Raw genomic sequence first — 16,973 nt, 5'->3', positions numbered from 1 at the left:
ATTTAGGCGAATCCGACGAAATCTCTATAAAAATTGAGGAGCACAACAATGCGCGTGATTCTGCTGGGAGCTCCCGGGGCCGGTAAAGGTACTCAGGCTACGTTCATCACCAAGAAATTCGGCATTCCGCAAATCTCCACTGGCGACATGCTGCGGGCAGCGGTCAAGGCGGGCACCGAGCTGGGCCTGAAAGCCAAAAGCGTCATGGACAGCGGCGGTCTGGTTTCCGATGACCTGATCATTGGCCTGATCAAGGATCGCCTGTCGCAGCCTGACTGCGCCAATGGCTGCCTGTTCGACGGTTTCCCACGCACCATTCCTCAGGCCGAAGCCCTGAAGAATGCGGGCCTGGCGATTGACCATGTGGTAGAGATCAAGGTCGATGACGAAGAGATCGTCAAACGCATTTCAGGCCGTCGTGTGCACGAAGGTTCGGGCCGCGTGTACCACACCGTATTCAATCCGCCAAAGGTTGAAGGCAAGGACAACGAAACCGGCGAAGACCTCGTTCAGCGCAAAGACGACGTCGAAGAGACCGTTCGCCATCGCCTGTCGGTCTATCACGCGCAGACCGAGCCTCTGGTCGAGTTCTACAAGCAACTCGAAGCCAAAGACGGCACGCCGAAGTTCAGCAGCATCGCGGGCGTTGGTTCCGTGGAAGACATCACCGCCAAGGTGAACGCAGCGCTGGGCTGATCCTTCATTAGCGCAGTGAACGACGGCCCGCTTGCGGGCCGTTGTTGTTTATAATGCCGCCTCATTTTTTGTAACGCGTTGTGCACCCCTTCATTCGCTCAACCACGGACACCCCGATGACGACCTTGCTGGCCCTGGACACCGCCACTGAAGCCTGCTCAGTTGCTTTGCTGCACGACGGCAAAGTGCTGACTCACTACGAGGTGATCCCGCGCCTGCATGCGCAGAAACTCCTGCCCATGATCAAGGACCTGCTGGCCGAGGCGGGCATTGGCCTGTCCGCACTGGACGCCATTGCGTTCGGTCGTGGCCCCGGCGCGTTCACTGGCGTGCGCATCGCCATTGGCGTGGTGCAAGGCCTGGCGTTCGGTCTGGAACGTCCCGTATTGCCTGTCTCCAACCTCGCAGCCTTGGCGCAACGCGCCTTTCGTGAGCGCGGTGTGAGTCAGGTCGCAGCAGCCATTGATGCGCGGATGGACGAAGTCTATTGGGGCTGCTATCGCGAAACGGCCGGGGAAATGCGTCTGCTGGGTGAGGAGGCGGTGATGCCTCCTGAGCGTGCGGCATTGCCCATCGACGCATCGGGGGAGTGGTTCGGAGCGGGCACCGGTTGGGGCTACGCCGAGCGCATCGCCGTCAACCTGTCTGGCCATGACGCCACCATGTTGCCCCACGCTCAAGATCTGCTGACCCTTGGCACCTTCGCCTGGCACCGTGGCGAAGCCATCGTCGCGGACGACGCACAGCCCGTTTACCTGCGGGACAAAGTGGCCACCCCCAAGGCGCGTTGATCCATCTGAACCCTGTAGGAGCGAATTCATTCGCGAGGCGGAGGTACAGCCGCCACGGCTTCCTCGCCAGCAAGCTGCGCTATTACGTGTTCAACCGATATCAACACGCCACAACTGAGACCCAAGTCACAGCATTTACTACCGTTCGGCGACAAAGCGATCATTTCTGCCCGGCGGTTTTAAACATTCGGCGATAACTGTGGTCTAGTTATCGTTCGCGAGTTTGCTTAAGTGCGTTCGTGAGATTAAATTGCCACTACAAGACGCCGAGTAAGCATCGATGCGGATTAACGGTCCTTCACAACGTTCGTACCCCATAAAGCGCAAGCCCCGCAAAGGCGCTGCGACGATCGATAACGCCTCCGAAGAGGTGATCATCGACGACGTTGAAGAAGTCGTTCCGCAGACCGCTCGCCGTCAAACCGGTGGCACGGCCAATGTGCCGGCACGCCAACAGGACATCATTTTCCCGCGCGCCATGAGTCGCCGGGTGGCCAGTGCCCTGAGCAGCTACCTGACGACTTCAACGTTTGTCGATTGGGACCTCGAAGTCTCGGGCCTCGATCTGCACGTTTGAACGTCGCCAATCCCCCTTATTTCATCGGTTGTCCGTCCTGGAGCGAAAGCGCCTGGCGTCAGTCGATGTACCCGCAAGATGCCCGCACCTCCGATCTGCTTGAACTCTACGCTCAGGTCTTTAATGCCGTCGAAGGCAACACCACGTTTTACGCCCGTCCCAAAGACACCACTGTCGAACGCTGGGCGCAGGTCTTGCCTGAGCATTTTCGATTCACGGCCAAGTTTCCCGGTGACATCAGCCACGCGGGCGACCTGCGCGAACACCTGACTGCCGCGCAAGACTTTCTGAAGCTGATGGCCCCGTTGGGTGAACGCGTTCAACCCCTCTGGCTGCAGCTTCCCGCGACCTTTTCACCCCATCGCCTCGGCGAGCTAGCAACGTTTATCGACGCCTTGGAAGGCCGCGCCTTAGCAGTGGAAGTGCGCAACATGGGGTTCTTCGACAAGGGTGAAGGCGAGCGCATGCTCAATCGTCTGCTGCTCGACCGGGGCGTCGAGCGTATCTGTCTGGACTCGCGACCGCTGTTCAGTTGCGTGTCACAGGCCCCGGCCGTGCTGCATGCGCAATCGAAGAAACCCAAGGTGCCCGTACGCCCGGCAGCACTCACGTTATTCCCCCAAGTACGTTTCATCGGGCGTCCAGAACTGGAAGCGAACGAGCCTTTTGTCGAGCAGTGGGCGCTGAAAGTCGCGGCCTGGATCGAGGAAGGGCGTACGCCTTACGTCTTTCTGCACACGCCAGATAACATCCAAGCCCCCGACCTTGCCAGACGTTTCCATGAGGAATTGCTGACATTGCTGCCCGGCCTGCCTGAATTGCCAACGCTGGAGCGTGGGCCTGAGGTGCAGCAACTCGGCTTGCTGTGAGGTCAGTTAGGGGATGCCATTGTCCTCACTGCGGAAACCTCGCCCATGCGCGGCTCGACCCTTTTCCTGTTATTCCTCCTGATGTGCCTCGGCATCGGGCTCTCGGTGTGGCGCGATTGGTTGCCTGTCCCTGGGCGCTGGAACCCGTGGGCGCCGCTGGACGTGCGGGAACAGCCGAACCTGCTCACCCCCTTCAAACTCTGGCGTTTGCAGGATGACCCGGCCCTGTGCGATCAGGCTTTGCAAACTTCCACTCTGCGCTATGCCCATCAGGCAGACAGCGCCGCCGACGCCAAATGCCCGCTGAGCAATACCTTGCGCATTCAAGGCGGAGACGTGGCGTTGAGCAGCAGTTTTCTTTCGAGCTGCCCGTTGGCGGTGGCCTACGCGCTGTTCGACATTCATGGCCTGCAACCGGCGGCTCAAGCGGTGTTTGGGGAGAAGGTCACGCAGATCGATCACCTCGGCAGCTTCGCCTGCCGCAACGTCTACAACCGCAGCGAGGGGCGCCTGAGTCAGCACGCCACGGCCAATGCGCTGGACATCGCAGGGTTTCGTCTGGCGGACGGCAGGCGGATTTCCGTGCTCAAGGACTGGAAAGACGAGGGCGATAACGGGAGGTTTCTGAGGCTGGTCAGGGACAATGCCTGTCAGCACTTCAACACCGTGCTGGGGCCGGATTACAACGCGGCCCACCAGAATCATTTTCATGTGGACATGGGACGGTGGCGGGTGTGTCGGTAGCGTCAGTCTTGTAGGAGTGAGCTTGCTCGCGATCGCGTTTGATCAGTCACCACCTTGCCGTCTGACACACTGAATCGCGAGCAAGCTCACTCCTACAGGGGCAGCGTGTGCGCCCTAATCAGGCCGCAATCCGCAGATTCTGCAGCACGATCGGACGGGCCCAGCCGTTATCGAACTCCAGGTTACGCTGCTGTTCGGTCATTTCTTCGGCGGTGTACGGCGTGGCAGGCTTGTCGGCCAAATCCCATTCGAACTCGGCGATCGGCAGGAACAGAGGGCGAGGTTCAGGGCCTGGGCCCGGCTCGACGCTGTCGTCGTAAGGGTTCAGCACGGTCGGGCGGACCCAACTGCTGTCAATTTCCAGATTGCGTTGCTGTTCAATCATTTCGCTGGCGCTGAACGGCACGGGTCGTTTGGCCAGGTCCCATTCGAATTCGGCGATGGGCAGAAACAGCGGCTCAGGCGGGGCAATTTCTGTGTCCACGACGGGGCATTCGCGCTGCTCGACGATTTTGCCCAACGTTCTGGCGCCCGCAACGGGTTCGCCGGTCATGCTGTCCGTCGCGGCTGCAACGGCGGGGTACTCGGAAGGCGCGGCGGCGTTGTCATCGACCTGCTGCGCCATCGCACGGGCAAACGCATCCTGCCAGAGCTGCGTGACGCCGCTCAGGGTTTCGGTATTGCGTACGCTGTAGTCGCCTGCGTACGTCAAATAACCTATCGAGGATGTTTGCTGAATGTCTGACATAAGCGCTCAGTACATGCCGTGGGTCTGGCAAAATGCCGGATACTTTCGTTATCGGCAGATGTTGCCAATCATTAAGAAAATTTGAGCGTGTTGAAGAGATGACTGAGCAGCAAGCGGGCAGCCGCATTCGCGTTGAAGCCCTGACGGCCGAAGCCCGGGAAAAAGCGGAACAATGGGCCATGCGTCTGGGCCTGCCGCTGGAGGACACCGAAGCGGATTTTGCCCTGCAATTGAACGATGACGGCCTGCAATTGCAACAGCTGGGCGACGATGCGCCGGGGCCTGTGCGAGTGGATTTTGTTGAGGGCAAAGCGGCACACCGGCGCCTGTTCGGTGGCGGCAGCGGGCAGATGATCGCCAAGGCCGTCGGCGTTCAGCCGGGTGTCCGTCCTCGGGTGCTGGACGCCACGGCCGGGTTAGGCAAGGACGCGTTCGTGCTGGCCAGCCTGGGCTGTGAAATGAGCCTGATCGAGCGCCAACCGATCATTGCCGCGCTGCTGGAGGACGGATTGGCGCGGGGCGCTCAGGACCTCGACGTGGGCGCGATCATTGGCCAGATGCGTTTGCTGACGGGCAACTCGATCGAGCTGATGCGCACTTGGGAAGGCGAGCCGCCGCAGGTGATCTACCTCGACCCGATGTTTCCCCATCGCGAAAAAACGGCATTGGTGAAGAAAGAAATGCGCCTGTTCCGCCCGTTGGTGGGCGACGACATGGACGCCCCGGCGTTGCTGGAAGCGGCGTTGGCATTGGCGACCCACCGTGTGGTGGTCAAACGCCCGCGCAAAGCCCCGTGCATCGAAGGCGCCAAGCCGGGGTATGCGCTGGATGGCAAATCCAGCCGGTATGACGTGTATCCGAAGAAGGCGTTGAAGCCCTGATGGGTGAGAGGCGCTGCTGAACGTGAATTCGCCCTCGAACCTGTGGGAGCGAACTCATTCGCGAAGCGGTTTTTCAGGCGATGGATCTCTATCGACCGGACGGGCCATTCGCGAATGAATTCGCTCCCACAGATATCCACGCAAGGCCTGCCTTCGGTGGTGTGACTGGATACTCAGGCTCTGTACGCCCTCAAAAACAACGCCACCACTTCCTGCACATGCTGCTCGCTCGTCTGCTCATCCGGCACGCCGCCGTTGCCAATCAGCAACCGGAAATTGCACACGCCCTTGATCAAACTCAAAAAGTGCCCTGCCGCGCTCGCAGGTGAATCGAAATGCAAGCCGTCGGTGTCGTTCACCCGCGTCAGAAATCGCTCCATTTCCTGAAGGATTCGTTGCGGACCGGCTTCGAAAAACACCGCTGATAGCGTCGTATCCTGCGTGCCGAGGGCGATCATCAAACGGTGCAGTTCGATGGATTCCGGGCTGTTGATGAGGGTGTGAAAGCCTCTCGCAATACCCAGCAACACTTTCTCCACAGGCGCATTTTGTGCGACATCCACGAACAGTTCAGGCAACTGTTCCTCGCAACGGGCCACCACGGCTGCTGAAAACAGCGTCTCTTTGTCGGTGAAATGGCTGTAGACCGTCAGCTTGGAGACCCCGGCCTCCGCTGCGACGGCGTCCATGCTGGTACTCGCATAACCGTTGCGCACGAACAGGTCCTTGGCCGCATCAAGGATCGCCTTGCGCTTGACCAGGTCTTTTGGACGGCCGGGACCGGCAGTCGAAGGGGAATCGCTTAAATAGTTTTCAGGCATATTCGTTTGATTAGTGGACTGTTCAGTTCGGTAATTCTTAATATACTCGCCAGTACAATTATTCAAAGCTCCCTCTTGCCAAGGTGCCACACCATGTTTCGCGATGCCTTGTTCCTTGCTGTGCCCATCAGTCTGGTGTCGCTCCTCGCGGGCTGCGGTCAGGAAGTCTCCGTTCCCGCCACCGTGCGTCCCGCCATGGTAGTGCAACCGCAGCCGTCGTCCCAATCCATGGACAGCTATCCCGGTGAAGTCCGCGCCCGTTTCGAGCCCGATCTGGCCTTCCGTATCCCCGGCAAAGTCAGCAAGCGGCTCGTGGAAGAGGGCGAGCGCGTCAAAGCCAATCAGCCGCTGGCCGAACTCGATGCCCAGGACGTGCGCCTGCAACTGGATGCCACGCGGGCGCAGGTCGCTGCCGCCGAGGCGAACTTGCAGATGGTCCGCTCGGAACGTGACCGTTACAAGACATTGATGGACCGGCAGATGGTCAGCAAGTCCCAATTCGACAACGCCGAAAACCTGTACCGCGCCGGTGATGCCCGCCTCAGACAACTCAAGGCCGAACTCACGGTTGCTGACAATCAGACCAGCTATGCCGTGCTTCGTGCGTCTCAGGACGGCGTCGTCGCCAAACGACGGGTGGAAGTCGGTCAGGTGGTGGCTGCCGGGCAAACCGTCTTCACCCTCGCCGCCGATGGCGAGCGGGAAGTCTCGATCAGCCTGCCGGAGCAGAACTACGGCCGTTTCAAGATTGGCGACCCGGTCTCGGTCGAGCTGTGGACCCAACGGGAGCAGCGTTTCCCCGGCCGTATTCGCGAGCTGTCGCCGGCGGCTGATCCGAAATCCCGTACCTTCGCGGCGCGCATCGCCTTCGCCGGCGGCAAGGTCCCGGCTGAACTGGGGCAAAGCGCCCGCGTGTTCATTGCGTCCGAACACAACGTGCCGCTGTCCGTGCCGTTGTCAGCGCTGACTGCCGAGCAGGGGCAAACCTACGTCTGGCGTCTGCAAAGCGACAACACCCTCAAGCGAACACCTGTGCAAGTCGGCGCCTACGGTCAGGAGTCGGTGCCGGTACTCGGCGGCCTCGAAGCCAGCGACTGGGTGGTGGCGGCGGGCGTTCATGTGCTGCACGACGGCGAACAGGTTCGCCCGGTTGATCGCAGCAACCGTGCGGTGAAACTGGCGGCGAAGGAGTAAGCACGGATGCGTTTCAACCTTTCCGAATGGGCCCTGCGCAATCGGCAGATGGTCCTGTACCTCATGATTCTTCTGGCTGTCGTCGGCGCGTTGTCCTACACCAAACTGGGACAAAGCGAAGACCCTCCGTTCACCTTCAAGGCCATGGTCATTCGCACGCTGTGGCCCGGCGCCAGTGCTGAGGAAGTGGCGCGGCAGGTCACCGACCGCATCGAAAAGAAGCTGATGGAAACCGGCGACTACGAGCGCATCGTCTCGTTCTCGCGGCCCGGCGAGTCCCAAGTCACGTTCATGGCGCGGGATTCCCTCGTCTCGGCCAAGCTTCCGGAGCTGTGGTATCAGATCCGCAAAAAGATCGGCGACATTCGTGCGACGCTGCCTCCGGGCACCCAAGGCCCGTTCTTCAACGATGAATTCGGCACCACCTTTGGCAACATTTACGCGCTGACCGGGGAAGGTTTCGACTACGCCGTGCTCAAGGACTACGCCGACCGCATCCAGATCCAGCTGCAACGGGTCAAGGATGTGGGCAAGGTCGAGCTGATCGGCCTGCAGGACGAGAAGATCTGGATCGAGCTGTCCAACGTCAAACTTGCCACCCTCGGTCTGCCGCTGCAAGCCGTGCAACAGGCGCTGGAAGCCCAGAACGCAGTCGTGGCCGCGAGCTTTTTCGAGACGCCGAGCGAGCGCATTCAGTTGCGCGTGACCGGGCGTTTCCAGACTGTCGATGAAATCCGCAACTTCCCGATTCGCGTCGGTGATCGCACGTTCCGCATCAACGATCTGGCCGACGTGCGCCGTGGCTTCAATGATCCGCCTGCGCCCGAAATGCGTTTCATGGGGCAGAACGCAATTGGCCTCGCAGTGGCCATGAAAGACGGCGGTGACATCCTCGTCCTGGGGCGTGCGCTGGAAACCGAGTTCGCTCGCTTGCAGAACAACCTCCCGGCGGGCATGGCGTTGAGCAAGGTGTCCGATCAGCCCGCTGCTGTGAAAACCAGCGTTGGCGAATTCGTGCAGGTCCTCGCCGAAGCCTTGGGCATCGTGTTGCTGGTGAGCTTCTTCTCCCTCGGCGTGCGCACCGGCATGGTGGTGGCGCTGGCGATCCCGGTGGTGCTGGCGATGACCTTCGCCACGATGTATTACCTCGGCATCGGCCTGCACAAGATTTCCCTCGGCGCGCTGGTGCTGGCGCTGGGCTTGCTGGTGGACGACGCAATCATCGCCGTGGAAATGATGGCGATCAAAATGGAGCAGGGTTACGACCGGCTCAAGGCCGCGAGTTTCGCCTGGACCAGCACCGCGTTCCCGATGCTCACCGGTACGCTGATCACCGCCGCGGGTTTCCTGCCCATTGCCACGGCGCAGTCGAGCACTGGTGAATACACCCGTTCGATCTTTCAGGTGGTGACCATCGCGCTGCTGGCGTCGTGGGTCGCGGCGGTGGTGTTCGTGCCGTACCTGGGCGAACGTCTGTTGCCCGATCTGGCGAAAATTCACGCGACCAAACACGGCTCCGGCCCCGACGCACCGGACCCCTATGGCACGCCGTTCTACACGCGCGTGCGCGGTCTGGTGGGGTGGTGCGTGCGGCGGCGCAAGACCGTCATCGTGCTGACCATCGCCCTGTTCGTGCTGTCGATTTTCAGCTTCCGTTTCGTGCCGCAGCAGTTTTTCCCGGCCTCCGGACGGCTGGAACTGATGGTCGATCTGAAACTGGCCGAAGGGGCGTCGCTGAGTAACACCACTGAGCAGGTCAAGCGTCTGGAGGAGATGCTCAAGTCCCACGCCGGGGTCGAGAATTACGTGGCCTATGTCGGCACCGGCTCGCCGCGTTTCTACCTGCCGCTGGACCAGCAACTGCCTGCCGCCAGCTTCGCGCAGTTCGTCGTGCTGGCCAAAACCATCGAAGACCGCGAAGCGCTGCGCACCTGGCTGATTCGGACGCTGGACGAGCAGTTCCCGATGCTGCGCCCTCGGGTCACGCGCCTGGAAAACGGGCCGCCCGTGGGCTATCCCGTGCAGTTCCGCGTGACCGGCGAGCACATCGATGAAGTGCGCGCCTTGGCACGCAAAGTCGCGGCGAAGGTGCGTGAGAACCCTCACGTGGTCAATGTGCACCTGGACTGGGAAGAGCCGAGCAAGGTCGTGTACCTCAACGTCGATCAGGACCGCGCAAGAGCGTTGGGCGTGACCACGGCCGACCTGTCGAGCTTCCTGCAAAGCCAGCTGACCGGCTCCAGCGTGAGTCAGTACCGCGAGGACGACAAACTGATCGAAATCCTGCTGCGTGGCACCGAACAGGAACGCCACGATCTGGGCGGTCTGGCGAGTCTCTCGGTGCCCACCGTCAACGGCAGCAGCATCGCCTTGTCGCAAGTCGCTACGCTGGAATACGGCTTCGAAGAAGGGGTGATTTGGCACCGCAACCGGCTGCCGAACGTGACCATCCGCGCCGACATCTATGGCAAGGAACAGCCCGCCACACTGGTCAATCAGATCCTGCCGACGCTGGATGACGTGCGCGCCCAGTTGCCGGATGGCTACCTGCTGGACGTTGGCGGCACCGTCGAAGACTCCGCTCGTGGGCAGAATTCGGTGAACGCCGGTGTGCCGCTGTTCATCGTGGTGGTGCTGACCTTGCTGATGATCCAGCTGCGCAGTTTCTCACGCATGTTCATGGTGTTTCTGACAGCGCCGCTGGGCCTGATCGGTGTGACGCTGTTCCTGCTGATCTTCCGCCAGCCCTTCGGCTTCGTCGCCATGCTCGGCACCATCGCGCTGTCCGGAATGATCATGCGCAACTCGGTCATCCTTGTGGACCAGATCGAACAGGACATCGCCGCCGGGCTCGACCGTTGGCAAGCCATCATCGAAGCCACTGTCCGCCGCTTCCGCCCGATCGTCCTGACCGCACTGGCCGCCGTCCTGGCCATGATCCCCCTGTCCCGCAGCGTGTTTTTTGGCCCGATGGCCGTGGCGATCATGGGCGGGTTGATCGTCGCGACCGCGCTGACATTGCTGTTCTTGCCAGCCCTGTATGCGGCGTGGTTCAGGGTGAAGAAGGGGGAGGCCGTTTAGGGGGGCAATCATGTCTCAATTTTTCAAACGGTTGAGACATGATTGCTTTGCTGCTGTACTGCTGTCTCAGCAATCGAATGGATTGAGACATCAATGCTCAAGTCTCCGCCTCCCCTGGTTTCTCATGAACAGTTGTTCGCCCAGACGGCCGAAAATCGCTTTTGGCAAAGCCCGGCGGAGTATCTGGCGCTGCATAAACCTCTGGACGATCAGGGTCGCTACCTTCATTTCGATCAATTGCGGCACCGCTGGCGAGCCGGGCTCGATCCGCGCATCTGTTGGAGCATGGTCAAGTCAGCTCGTCTTTCCCAACAAATGCCCATCCTTGCGCACGACGGTCTACACGCCAGCGCCGGTTATGTGCTGACGCCTGTCGCACAAAAGGCGATCTCCCTCGTTGACCGCCATGCAACCCTGGCAGCGCTTGAGCACATGACCGGCCACATCGGCGAGAACGCGCATTTTCATTATCTGCTTAACGACCTGATCGAAGACGAGGCCATCAGCAGCAGCCAGCTTGAAGGCGCCGCAACCACGACGGCGGTCGCCAAGGACATGCTCAAGCGCAACCGTCAGCCCCGTACGCCGGATGAGCGGATGATCATCGGCAATTTCAAGCTGATGCAGTTTGCCTGGGAACAGCGCAGCGAGCCGTTGAGTCTTGCGCTGATCACCCGCCTCCACGAAGTGGGCGTATCAGGCATAGACGACGCCAGCTATTCGCCCGGCCAGTTTCGGTTGAACGATGATGTCGTGGTTCAAGACGGCGACGGCAATACCGTTCATGTGCCGCCGCCTGCTCGGGCTCTGGCCGCCCGACTGGAGCGGCTGGCGCAGTGGGTCAACCTTGCGCATCACGAGAGGGATGGGGTCGGGTATCTGCACCCGATGATCAAGGCCATTGCCTTGCATTTTGCGATCGGCTACGAACACCCGTTTCGCGAGGGCAACGGCCGTGTCGCGCGGGCCCTGTTCTATTGGTATCTGTTTCGCCACGACTTTTCGGCGTTTCGCTATATCGCGATCAGCGTCCTGCTGCGCAATGCGCCGGTCAAATACGGCAAATCCTACCTGTACACCGAAACCGATGAGATGGACCTGACGTATTTTATCGACTACCAGTGCTCCGTGATCACACGAGCGTTGGGTGAGTTCTTGACCCTTTACAGACAAACGTTGACCGACGCCCTGCGTTTCGATCATTGGCTTGAGCAGTCCTCGTTGTTCGACAAACTCAGCGATAAGCAGAAGGCCATTCTTCAGGTGGCACTCAACGGCATCGATAAGGAATTTACGGCGGTCAACGTCAAAGAAAACCTCCAATGCTCGTACAACACCGCGTCCACCGCGTTGAATGGTCTGGCCATTCTCGGCGCGTTCGAAAAAACCAAAGCAGGGCGTGAATGGGTGTTTACGCTGCGTAATCGAACGGCGCTTCGGGACAGGTTCGACGGCGGATAAGTCGTCGCCTTTCTACAGCCTGAACGAAACGTCACTTCCGCTTCTCGACTCCACGAATATCACCTATATTCGCGCCGCCAGCCTCCGGCTGCTCAAGCACCTCCGAGTCAACGTCGTGTCAGGCGATAGAAGTCCATGTCCGAATCCTTCGAAGTTCCCAGCCCTCATGAACATCATGTCGAGCATGCGCACACCACCGGGGATCGGTTTGCCGGGAAGATCGCGGTCATGACGGCGATCATGGCGACGGTCGGTGCATTGTTGAGTTATCAGGCCGGTTCCACTGAAAGCGAAGCGGCGATGGACAAGAACAACGCCGCGATCAAGAAGACCGAGGCGTCGAATCAGTGGAATTACTACCAGGCCAAGTCGAGTCGTGAAAACCTCGCGGACCTGGCGAGCCACATGCCCGGTCTGGACAGCGCGCATTACGTCGCGGAGGTCCAGCGTTACAAGGCGGATAAAGAGGCGGCGAAGATCAAGGCCGAAGCTCTTGAGGCGCAGGCGCAAGCGTGGGACGAGAAATCCGAGCAGGTGCTGCATTCTCACCACCGCTGGGCGCAGGCGATGATGGCGATTCAGATGGCCATTTCTCTGGCCGCGATTACCTTGCTCACCCGCAAGGAGTGGCTGCAGAAAGTCTCGTACGGCGCGGGTGGCGTCAGTGTTTTGCTGGGGGTGATGGCTTGGCTGCATCTCTGAACGCGGCTCATGAAAAAGCCCCGGCACTTCGCAGTGTCGGGGCTTTTCGTTGCTCGCGAAAGGGCGCCCGTTAAAGCGCGCCGAACACTTTTTTCGCCAGGCTGGTGGCGGCACCGGCCGGGTTGGCGCGGATGCCTTCTTCCTGTTTGGCGATCATCTCGAACAGGCCGTCGAGGGCTTTTTCGGTCACGTAGCCTTCGATATTTGAATCTTTTGCGTCGACCACGCCCAGGCTCGCGGCCTTGCCCGCGAAGCTGTTGTATTGCTGCGCCAGGCCCACTTTGTCGGTGGCTTGCTTGACGATGGGCAGGAACTTGGCGCGGATCTGATCGCGGCTGGATTTGTTCAGGTACTGAGTGGCCGAGTCCTTGCCGCCGGTCAGCACGCCCTTGGCGTCAGACACGCTCATTTTCTTCACGGCATCCACCAGAATCGCCTGGGCCTGCGGTACAGCAGCTTCGGCGGCCTGGTTCATGCTGGTTTCCAACTGATCCACCTGATTGCCCATGCCCAGCAGCTTCATCTTGCTCGCCACTTTGCCCAGCTTGCCCGGCAGCTCGATGCGCACGTCCTTGTTGTTGCTGAAACCACCCGGCACGCCCAACTGCTTGACAGCAATCTGCGCACCTTGGGTCAGCGCGTCCTTGAGACCACCGGTGGCGTCCGACTGCGAGAGGTCACCCAGCGACAGCGCGAAGGCATTGGCCGAGAGCAACAGCCCGGCGAACAGGCCAGTGAACGAGAGGGAGCGAAGCAGCATGGGTAACGTCCTTTTCGGAGGTGAAGAAAATCGGGCAAAGGCCCTTTAGCTGGCCGGGTTTACACGGATCTTGACCCGCGGTTTCTCTTCCAGCGTCAGGTCCACCGTATAGCGTTCGGTGCTGATCAGCAGCAGCTTGCCATCGACCTCGATGCGCGCGCTCACGGCATAGGTGTGGCCCGGCTTGACCTGTTGCTGATCGTAGGTCAGATGGAAGGGCAAAGGAACCTGTCCCTTGATCGGGCCGCTTTCGCTGGCCAGCGTCTGGGCCGGTGCGTCTGCCAATGAAACGTCTTGCAGCGTGACTTTCAGGGTAGCGGTCGGCGGCAGGGCCATGCGCTGCAGGTAGAACACCTCGCCATCGAGGGTGCCTTTCAAATTGTCCGGTGCGTGACCGGCGCAAGCGGCCAGGACGGTAGTGGCCAGGGCCAGAATCAGGTGTTTCATCGGGTGAATCTCCATGTCACAAAGGGGGCGTGCCCGCAGATGCCGTATGTTGAGCGCGATGGCTCAGACACTCGGGCCTGCGTCTAAGACCTCTTCATCGCGGTGCAGTGCCACTTGGCGAATCGACAATCGAATTTCCGCCGGCAAAACCCGCTTGGCGGCACCCTCGGCCAGTTCGCCCAACAGCTCGTGATAGCCCAGTTTGCCGGTGTCGTCCTTGCGCAGCACATCCTCGTCCAACAAACTCTGGATGAAATGGCGGAACAGGCTCTTGTCGAAGAATTCCGGGGCGTTCAGGCCATGCAGGATCGACAGGCGCTGAGCCATGATCGTGCACAGGTCTTCCAGCTCTTCGGCTGTCAGCGTGTGCTGCCCGTTGTTCAGCAACAGCGCGATGGCCATGTAGAAACGTTGCAGCGTCTGGGCGATGGCACGGGACAGCAACGTCAGCAGCACAAAACTTCGCGAGCTAGGGGCCGGACGCAAATAGACGTCGTTCTCGAAGCGCAGCAGCCCTTGCTCGACGAACGCGGCCAGCCACTGATCGATGACGCCATCCAGATCGTCCAGCGACCAGCGGATGAACAGTTCCGATTGCAGGTACGGATACAGCGCTCGGGTGTAGCGCAACACTTGCTCGCGGGTCATGCGCGACGAACTCTGGAAGAAGCTCGCCAGCAGCGCGGGCAGCGCGAAGATGTGCAGCACGTTGTTGCGGTAGTAGGTCATCAGGACGGCGTTTTGCTCGTCCAGATATAGGATTTTGCCGAGCCTGTCGCTTTGCTCCGACAGCAGGTCCATGCCTTTGACGTGCGCGATCAACGCCGCGCCATCGCCTTCAGGCAAGGTGGTGTGGGGCGAGTACGGCACGCTGCGCAGCAGAGTCAGGTACAGGTCGAGCACACGGGACAGCGCGCGGTCGTCCAGCGCGTGCTTGTTGGTCGACAGCAGCGCCAGCGCCACCAGGTTGACCGGATTGACCGCCGCAGCTTCGTTCAGATGACGCGCAACCCGTTCGCCCAGGCGATGGGTCGTCGCGTTCAGCCACGCGGGCTTGAACACCGGCCCCAGTTCCTGGGTGCGCCAGTCGGGCTGTTCGTGGTTGAGGAACTCTTCCAGCTTGATCGGCTCGCCGAAGTTCACCGACACCTGACCGAACTTCTGCTTGAGCGCCCCAATGACTTTGAAGATGTCGAAAATCGACTCTTTCTTCTTCGTGGCCCCGCGCAGTTCGCCGAGGTACGTGCGGCCTTCCAGCACGCGCTCGTAACCGATGTAGACCGGCACGAAGACGATGGGGGTACGGGAATTGCGCAGGTAGCTGCGCAGGGTGATCGCGAGCATGCCGGTCTTGGGTTGCAGCATGCGCCCGGTGCGCGAGCGGCCGCCCTCAACGAAGTATTCGACCGGGAAGCCTTTGGTGAACAGGGTGTGCAGGTATTCGTTGAACACGGCGGTGTACAGCGGATTACCCTTGAAGGTGCGGCGCATGAAAAACGCCCCGCCCCGTCGCAGCAGTCCGCCAATGACCGGCATGTTGAGGTTGATGCCCGCTGCGATGTGCGGGGGCGTCAGGCCGTTGCGGAACAGCAGGTAGGACAGCAGCAGGTAGTCAATGTGGCTGCGGTGGCAGGGCACATAAATGATCTCGTTGCCCTGCGCGACGTTCTGCACGCCTTCGATGTGGCTGACTTTGATGCCGTCGTAGATTTTGTTCCAGAACCAGCTCAGCACCACTTCCAGAAAACGGATGGCGGTGTAGGTGTAATCCGAGGCGATTTCGTTGCCGTAGTGCAGGGCTTTTTCCCGGGCCTTGGCTTCCGAAATTTTTTCGCGGGCCGCTTCGTCGAGGATCGCCTGTTTGACCATGGGATCGCTGATCAGGCCTTTCACCAGGTTGCGTCGGTGAGAGATGTCGGGGCCGATGACCGCTGCTTTCAGGTTGCGGAAATGCACCCGCAACAGACGTTGGGCCATGCGCACGGTGCGCTCGTAGCCCTTGTTTTCATCGACGAGGTCGCGCACGTGGATCGGCGCGGAGAATTGCACGCGGGTCTTGCGGCCCAGAATCAGGATCGTGATGAACTTGCGCAGGCGACCGGTCACGGCCCAGCTGTCGGCAAACAGCAATTTCCACGGGCTGTCTTCCTTGTCTGGCGACTGCCCCCAGAACACGCTGACCGGGATGATCTGCGCGTCTTCGGTGGCGTTTTGCGTGACGGCACCGACCAATCGCTCCAGCGTCGGTGGGGCGCCACGTTTGTCCTGGCGCCCCAGCCAGTCGGGCTCAGGCGTGAGGTAAAAGAACGCAGCGGCCTCGGTCAGATCGCCGACCGCCACCGGCAGCACCGGGCGCGGCAAACCGGCCTTGCGGCACTCGGTGTCGAGCACGGCCAGGTCGGTCATCGACGGGTTTTGCAGCGCGTAAAACACCGGTCGGCTGCGGTCCAGATTGAGGGTGAATGACGACTGATTGATCGTCTCCGAACGCACCCACACATACAGCAGGCGACGCAGGGTGCCAAACACGAGACGACGAAACGGGGAGCGGGTCATACGAATTCTGCGCTGAGGGGCAAGGCCCACGAAGCGGTCAGTTTGCCGGATATGGCGGGGATGGGCAAAGCGGCGGCGGGAAGGGGCGGGTAAATCCCCTGCGGGAGCGAATTCACTCGCGATGCGATGGTGAAGCCGGTACGCATCTGGCGGATGTACCGGCCAATCGCGAATGAATTCGCTCCCACAGGTTATAGGTGCACGTCAAAACGACGCATGGCGCATCCGACCCTGGTTTGTGGCGCCTTACGACGTGCGCCAGGTAATCTCTTCCTCACCGTCCGCACTGATGCGAATCCAGCGGTCAGCGTCTTCGTCGCTTTCTTCCTCGACCCACGTGCCCGGTGCGCAGCGCACTTCGACGTTCAAGGCCTTGAAAGCGGCGCGGGCGCAGGCGATGTCGTCGTCCCATGGGGTTTTATCGCTGTCCAGGCACAGGCTGTTCCACTTGCCTACAGCCTTGGGAATCCAGGTCACCGGGATGCCACCGGCGGTGCATTTCCAGGTCTGGCCTTTCTGGACCCACTCGCTGCACGGGCCGATGTCGGCGGTCAGCCAAGTGGTGATGGCCTTGTGATCGACGTCAGCGTCTTTCAGGTAAATCTCGATATCGGGTTGGCGCATGGATGCCTCTGGGTTGTTCTG

The 16,973-nt window shown here is 60.6% G+C and carries 16 protein-coding genes; 10 read left to right on the top strand and 6 right to left on the bottom strand.

Going from position 1 to position 16,973, the window contains the following annotated elements; translation table 11 throughout:
- The first annotated feature begins 48 nt into the window (after positions 1-48).
- From adk to GVN17_RS02090, 5 genes are all read left to right on the top strand, one after another.
- Entirely contained in the window at positions 49-696 is a 648-nt protein-coding gene (adk, locus tag GVN17_RS02110; protein ID WP_166593568.1) for an adenylate kinase, read from the top strand.
- A 116-nt stretch (positions 697-812) separates the two neighbouring features.
- On the top strand, positions 813-1,487 hold the full coding sequence (gene tsaB / locus GVN17_RS02105) for a tRNA (adenosine(37)-N6)-threonylcarbamoyltransferase complex dimerization subunit type 1 TsaB (RefSeq protein WP_166593567.1): 675 nt from the start codon (positions 813-815) through the stop codon (positions 1,485-1,487).
- 280 nt (positions 1,488-1,767) lie between these two features.
- On the top strand, positions 1,768-2,064 hold the full coding sequence (locus GVN17_RS02100; RefSeq protein ID WP_166593566.1) for a hypothetical protein: 297 nt from the start codon (positions 1,768-1,770) through the stop codon (positions 2,062-2,064).
- Positions 2,065-2,129: 65 nt separating this feature from the next.
- Positions 2,130-2,933 (top strand): DUF72 domain-containing protein, encoded by an 804-nt coding sequence (locus GVN17_RS02095; protein ID WP_166593807.1) that lies wholly within the window; start codon positions 2,130-2,132, stop codon positions 2,931-2,933.
- A gap of 45 nt (positions 2,934-2,978) precedes the next feature.
- Positions 2,979-3,677: an extensin family protein gene (locus tag GVN17_RS02090; protein ID WP_166593565.1), complete on the top strand. Its 699-nt coding sequence runs from the start codon at positions 2,979-2,981 to the stop codon at positions 3,675-3,677.
- A gap of 118 nt (positions 3,678-3,795) precedes the next feature.
- On the opposite strand, the gene GVN17_RS02085 is transcribed toward GVN17_RS02090, so the two are convergent.
- On the bottom strand, positions 3,796-4,425 hold the full coding sequence (locus GVN17_RS02085; protein ID WP_166593564.1) for an energy transducer TonB: 630 nt from the start codon (positions 4,423-4,425) through the stop codon (positions 3,796-3,798).
- Between the two features lie 98 nt (positions 4,426-4,523).
- Between GVN17_RS02085 and GVN17_RS02080 the strand changes: the two genes are divergently transcribed.
- Complete coding sequence (locus GVN17_RS02080) at positions 4,524-5,306, top strand: class I SAM-dependent methyltransferase (protein WP_166593563.1); 783 nt, start codon at positions 4,524-4,526, stop codon at positions 5,304-5,306.
- A gap of 173 nt (positions 5,307-5,479) precedes the next feature.
- Here GVN17_RS02080 and GVN17_RS02075 read toward each other — a convergent pair whose 3' ends face one another.
- Entirely contained in the window at positions 5,480-6,127 is a 648-nt protein-coding gene (locus GVN17_RS02075) for a TetR/AcrR family transcriptional regulator (RefSeq protein WP_166593806.1), read from the bottom strand.
- 93 nt (positions 6,128-6,220) lie between these two features.
- Here GVN17_RS02075 and GVN17_RS02070 point away from each other — a divergent pair, with 93 nt between their 5' ends.
- From GVN17_RS02070 to GVN17_RS02055, 4 genes are all read left to right on the top strand, one after another.
- Positions 6,221-7,321, top strand: a complete 1,101-nt coding sequence (locus GVN17_RS02070; protein WP_166593562.1) for an efflux RND transporter periplasmic adaptor subunit — start codon at positions 6,221-6,223, stop codon at positions 7,319-7,321.
- Between the two features lie 6 nt (positions 7,322-7,327).
- Complete coding sequence (locus GVN17_RS02065; protein ID WP_166593561.1) at positions 7,328-10,402, top strand: efflux RND transporter permease subunit; 3,075 nt, start codon at positions 7,328-7,330, stop codon at positions 10,400-10,402.
- A 93-nt stretch (positions 10,403-10,495) separates the two neighbouring features.
- The gene (locus GVN17_RS02060) at positions 10,496-11,863 is read left to right on the top strand and encodes a Fic family protein (protein ID WP_166593560.1); all 1,368 of its coding nucleotides are present in this window, start codon (positions 10,496-10,498) and stop codon (positions 11,861-11,863) included.
- A 135-nt stretch (positions 11,864-11,998) separates the two neighbouring features.
- Positions 11,999-12,565 (top strand): DUF4337 domain-containing protein, encoded by a 567-nt coding sequence (locus GVN17_RS02055; RefSeq protein WP_166593559.1) that lies wholly within the window; start codon positions 11,999-12,001, stop codon positions 12,563-12,565.
- Between the two features lie 70 nt (positions 12,566-12,635).
- Here the strand turns inward: GVN17_RS02055 and GVN17_RS02050 are convergent, their stop codons facing one another.
- From GVN17_RS02050 to GVN17_RS02035, 4 genes are all read right to left on the bottom strand, one after another.
- Positions 12,636-13,325, bottom strand: coding sequence for a DUF4197 domain-containing protein (locus GVN17_RS02050; RefSeq protein WP_166593558.1), 690 nt, complete (start codon positions 13,323-13,325; stop codon positions 12,636-12,638).
- 45 nt (positions 13,326-13,370) lie between these two features.
- Positions 13,371-13,772 carry a YbaY family lipoprotein gene (locus GVN17_RS02045; protein WP_166593557.1) on the bottom strand — a complete coding sequence of 134 codons (402 nt, stop codon included), beginning with the start codon at positions 13,770-13,772 and terminating at the stop codon, positions 13,371-13,373.
- A 63-nt stretch (positions 13,773-13,835) separates the two neighbouring features.
- Positions 13,836-16,328 carry a glycerol-3-phosphate 1-O-acyltransferase PlsB gene (gene plsB / locus GVN17_RS02040; RefSeq protein WP_166593556.1) on the bottom strand — a complete coding sequence of 831 codons (2,493 nt, stop codon included), beginning with the start codon at positions 16,326-16,328 and terminating at the stop codon, positions 13,836-13,838.
- Between the two features lie 246 nt (positions 16,329-16,574).
- Positions 16,575-16,952, bottom strand: coding sequence for a hypothetical protein (locus GVN17_RS02035; RefSeq protein ID WP_166593555.1), 378 nt, complete (start codon positions 16,950-16,952; stop codon positions 16,575-16,577).
- Positions 16,953-16,973: the final 21 nt, after the last annotated feature.

The organism is Pseudomonas sp. SLFW (genome assembly GCF_009905615.1).
In the GTDB taxonomy this organism is placed as follows: Bacteria; Pseudomonadota; Gammaproteobacteria; order Pseudomonadales; family Pseudomonadaceae; genus Aquipseudomonas; species Aquipseudomonas bambusae.
The sequence above is the reverse complement of the archived record's forward strand: the minus strand, read 5'-3'. Positions and strand labels throughout refer to the sequence as shown.

Excerpts from the sequence above, each read along its gene's own strand:
- GVN17_RS02075 (WP_166593806.1), bottom strand. The coding sequence starts at position 6,127 with ATGCCTGAAAACTATTTAAGCGATTCCCCTTCGACTGCCGGTCCCGGC.
- GVN17_RS02060 (WP_166593560.1), top strand. The coding sequence starts at position 10,496 with ATGCTCAAGTCTCCGCCTCCCCTGGTTTCTCATGAACAGTTGTTCGCC.
- plsB (WP_166593556.1), bottom strand. The coding sequence starts at position 16,328 with ATGACCCGCTCCCCGTTTCGTCGTCTCGTGTTTGGCACCCTGCGTCGC.
- tsaB (WP_166593567.1), top strand. The coding sequence starts at position 813 with ATGACGACCTTGCTGGCCCTGGACACCGCCACTGAAGCCTGCTCAGTT.
- GVN17_RS02065 (WP_166593561.1), top strand. The coding sequence starts at position 7,328 with ATGCGTTTCAACCTTTCCGAATGGGCCCTGCGCAATCGGCAGATGGTC.
- GVN17_RS02085 (WP_166593564.1), bottom strand. The coding sequence starts at position 4,425 with ATGTCAGACATTCAGCAAACATCCTCGATAGGTTATTTGACGTACGCA.
- GVN17_RS02080 (WP_166593563.1), top strand. The coding sequence starts at position 4,524 with ATGACTGAGCAGCAAGCGGGCAGCCGCATTCGCGTTGAAGCCCTGACG.
- GVN17_RS02050 (WP_166593558.1), bottom strand. The coding sequence starts at position 13,325 with ATGCTGCTTCGCTCCCTCTCGTTCACTGGCCTGTTCGCCGGGCTGTTG.
- GVN17_RS02045 (WP_166593557.1), bottom strand. The coding sequence starts at position 13,772 with ATGAAACACCTGATTCTGGCCCTGGCCACTACCGTCCTGGCCGCTTGC.
- GVN17_RS02100 (WP_166593566.1), top strand. The coding sequence starts at position 1,768 with ATGCGGATTAACGGTCCTTCACAACGTTCGTACCCCATAAAGCGCAAG.
- GVN17_RS02035 (WP_166593555.1), bottom strand. The coding sequence starts at position 16,952 with ATGCGCCAACCCGATATCGAGATTTACCTGAAAGACGCTGACGTCGAT.
- GVN17_RS02090 (WP_166593565.1), top strand. The coding sequence starts at position 2,979 with ATGCGCGGCTCGACCCTTTTCCTGTTATTCCTCCTGATGTGCCTCGGC.
- GVN17_RS02095 (WP_166593807.1), top strand. The coding sequence starts at position 2,130 with ATGTACCCGCAAGATGCCCGCACCTCCGATCTGCTTGAACTCTACGCT.
- adk (WP_166593568.1), top strand. The coding sequence starts at position 49 with ATGCGCGTGATTCTGCTGGGAGCTCCCGGGGCCGGTAAAGGTACTCAG.
- GVN17_RS02055 (WP_166593559.1), top strand. The coding sequence starts at position 11,999 with ATGTCCGAATCCTTCGAAGTTCCCAGCCCTCATGAACATCATGTCGAG.
- GVN17_RS02070 (WP_166593562.1), top strand. The coding sequence starts at position 6,221 with ATGTTTCGCGATGCCTTGTTCCTTGCTGTGCCCATCAGTCTGGTGTCG.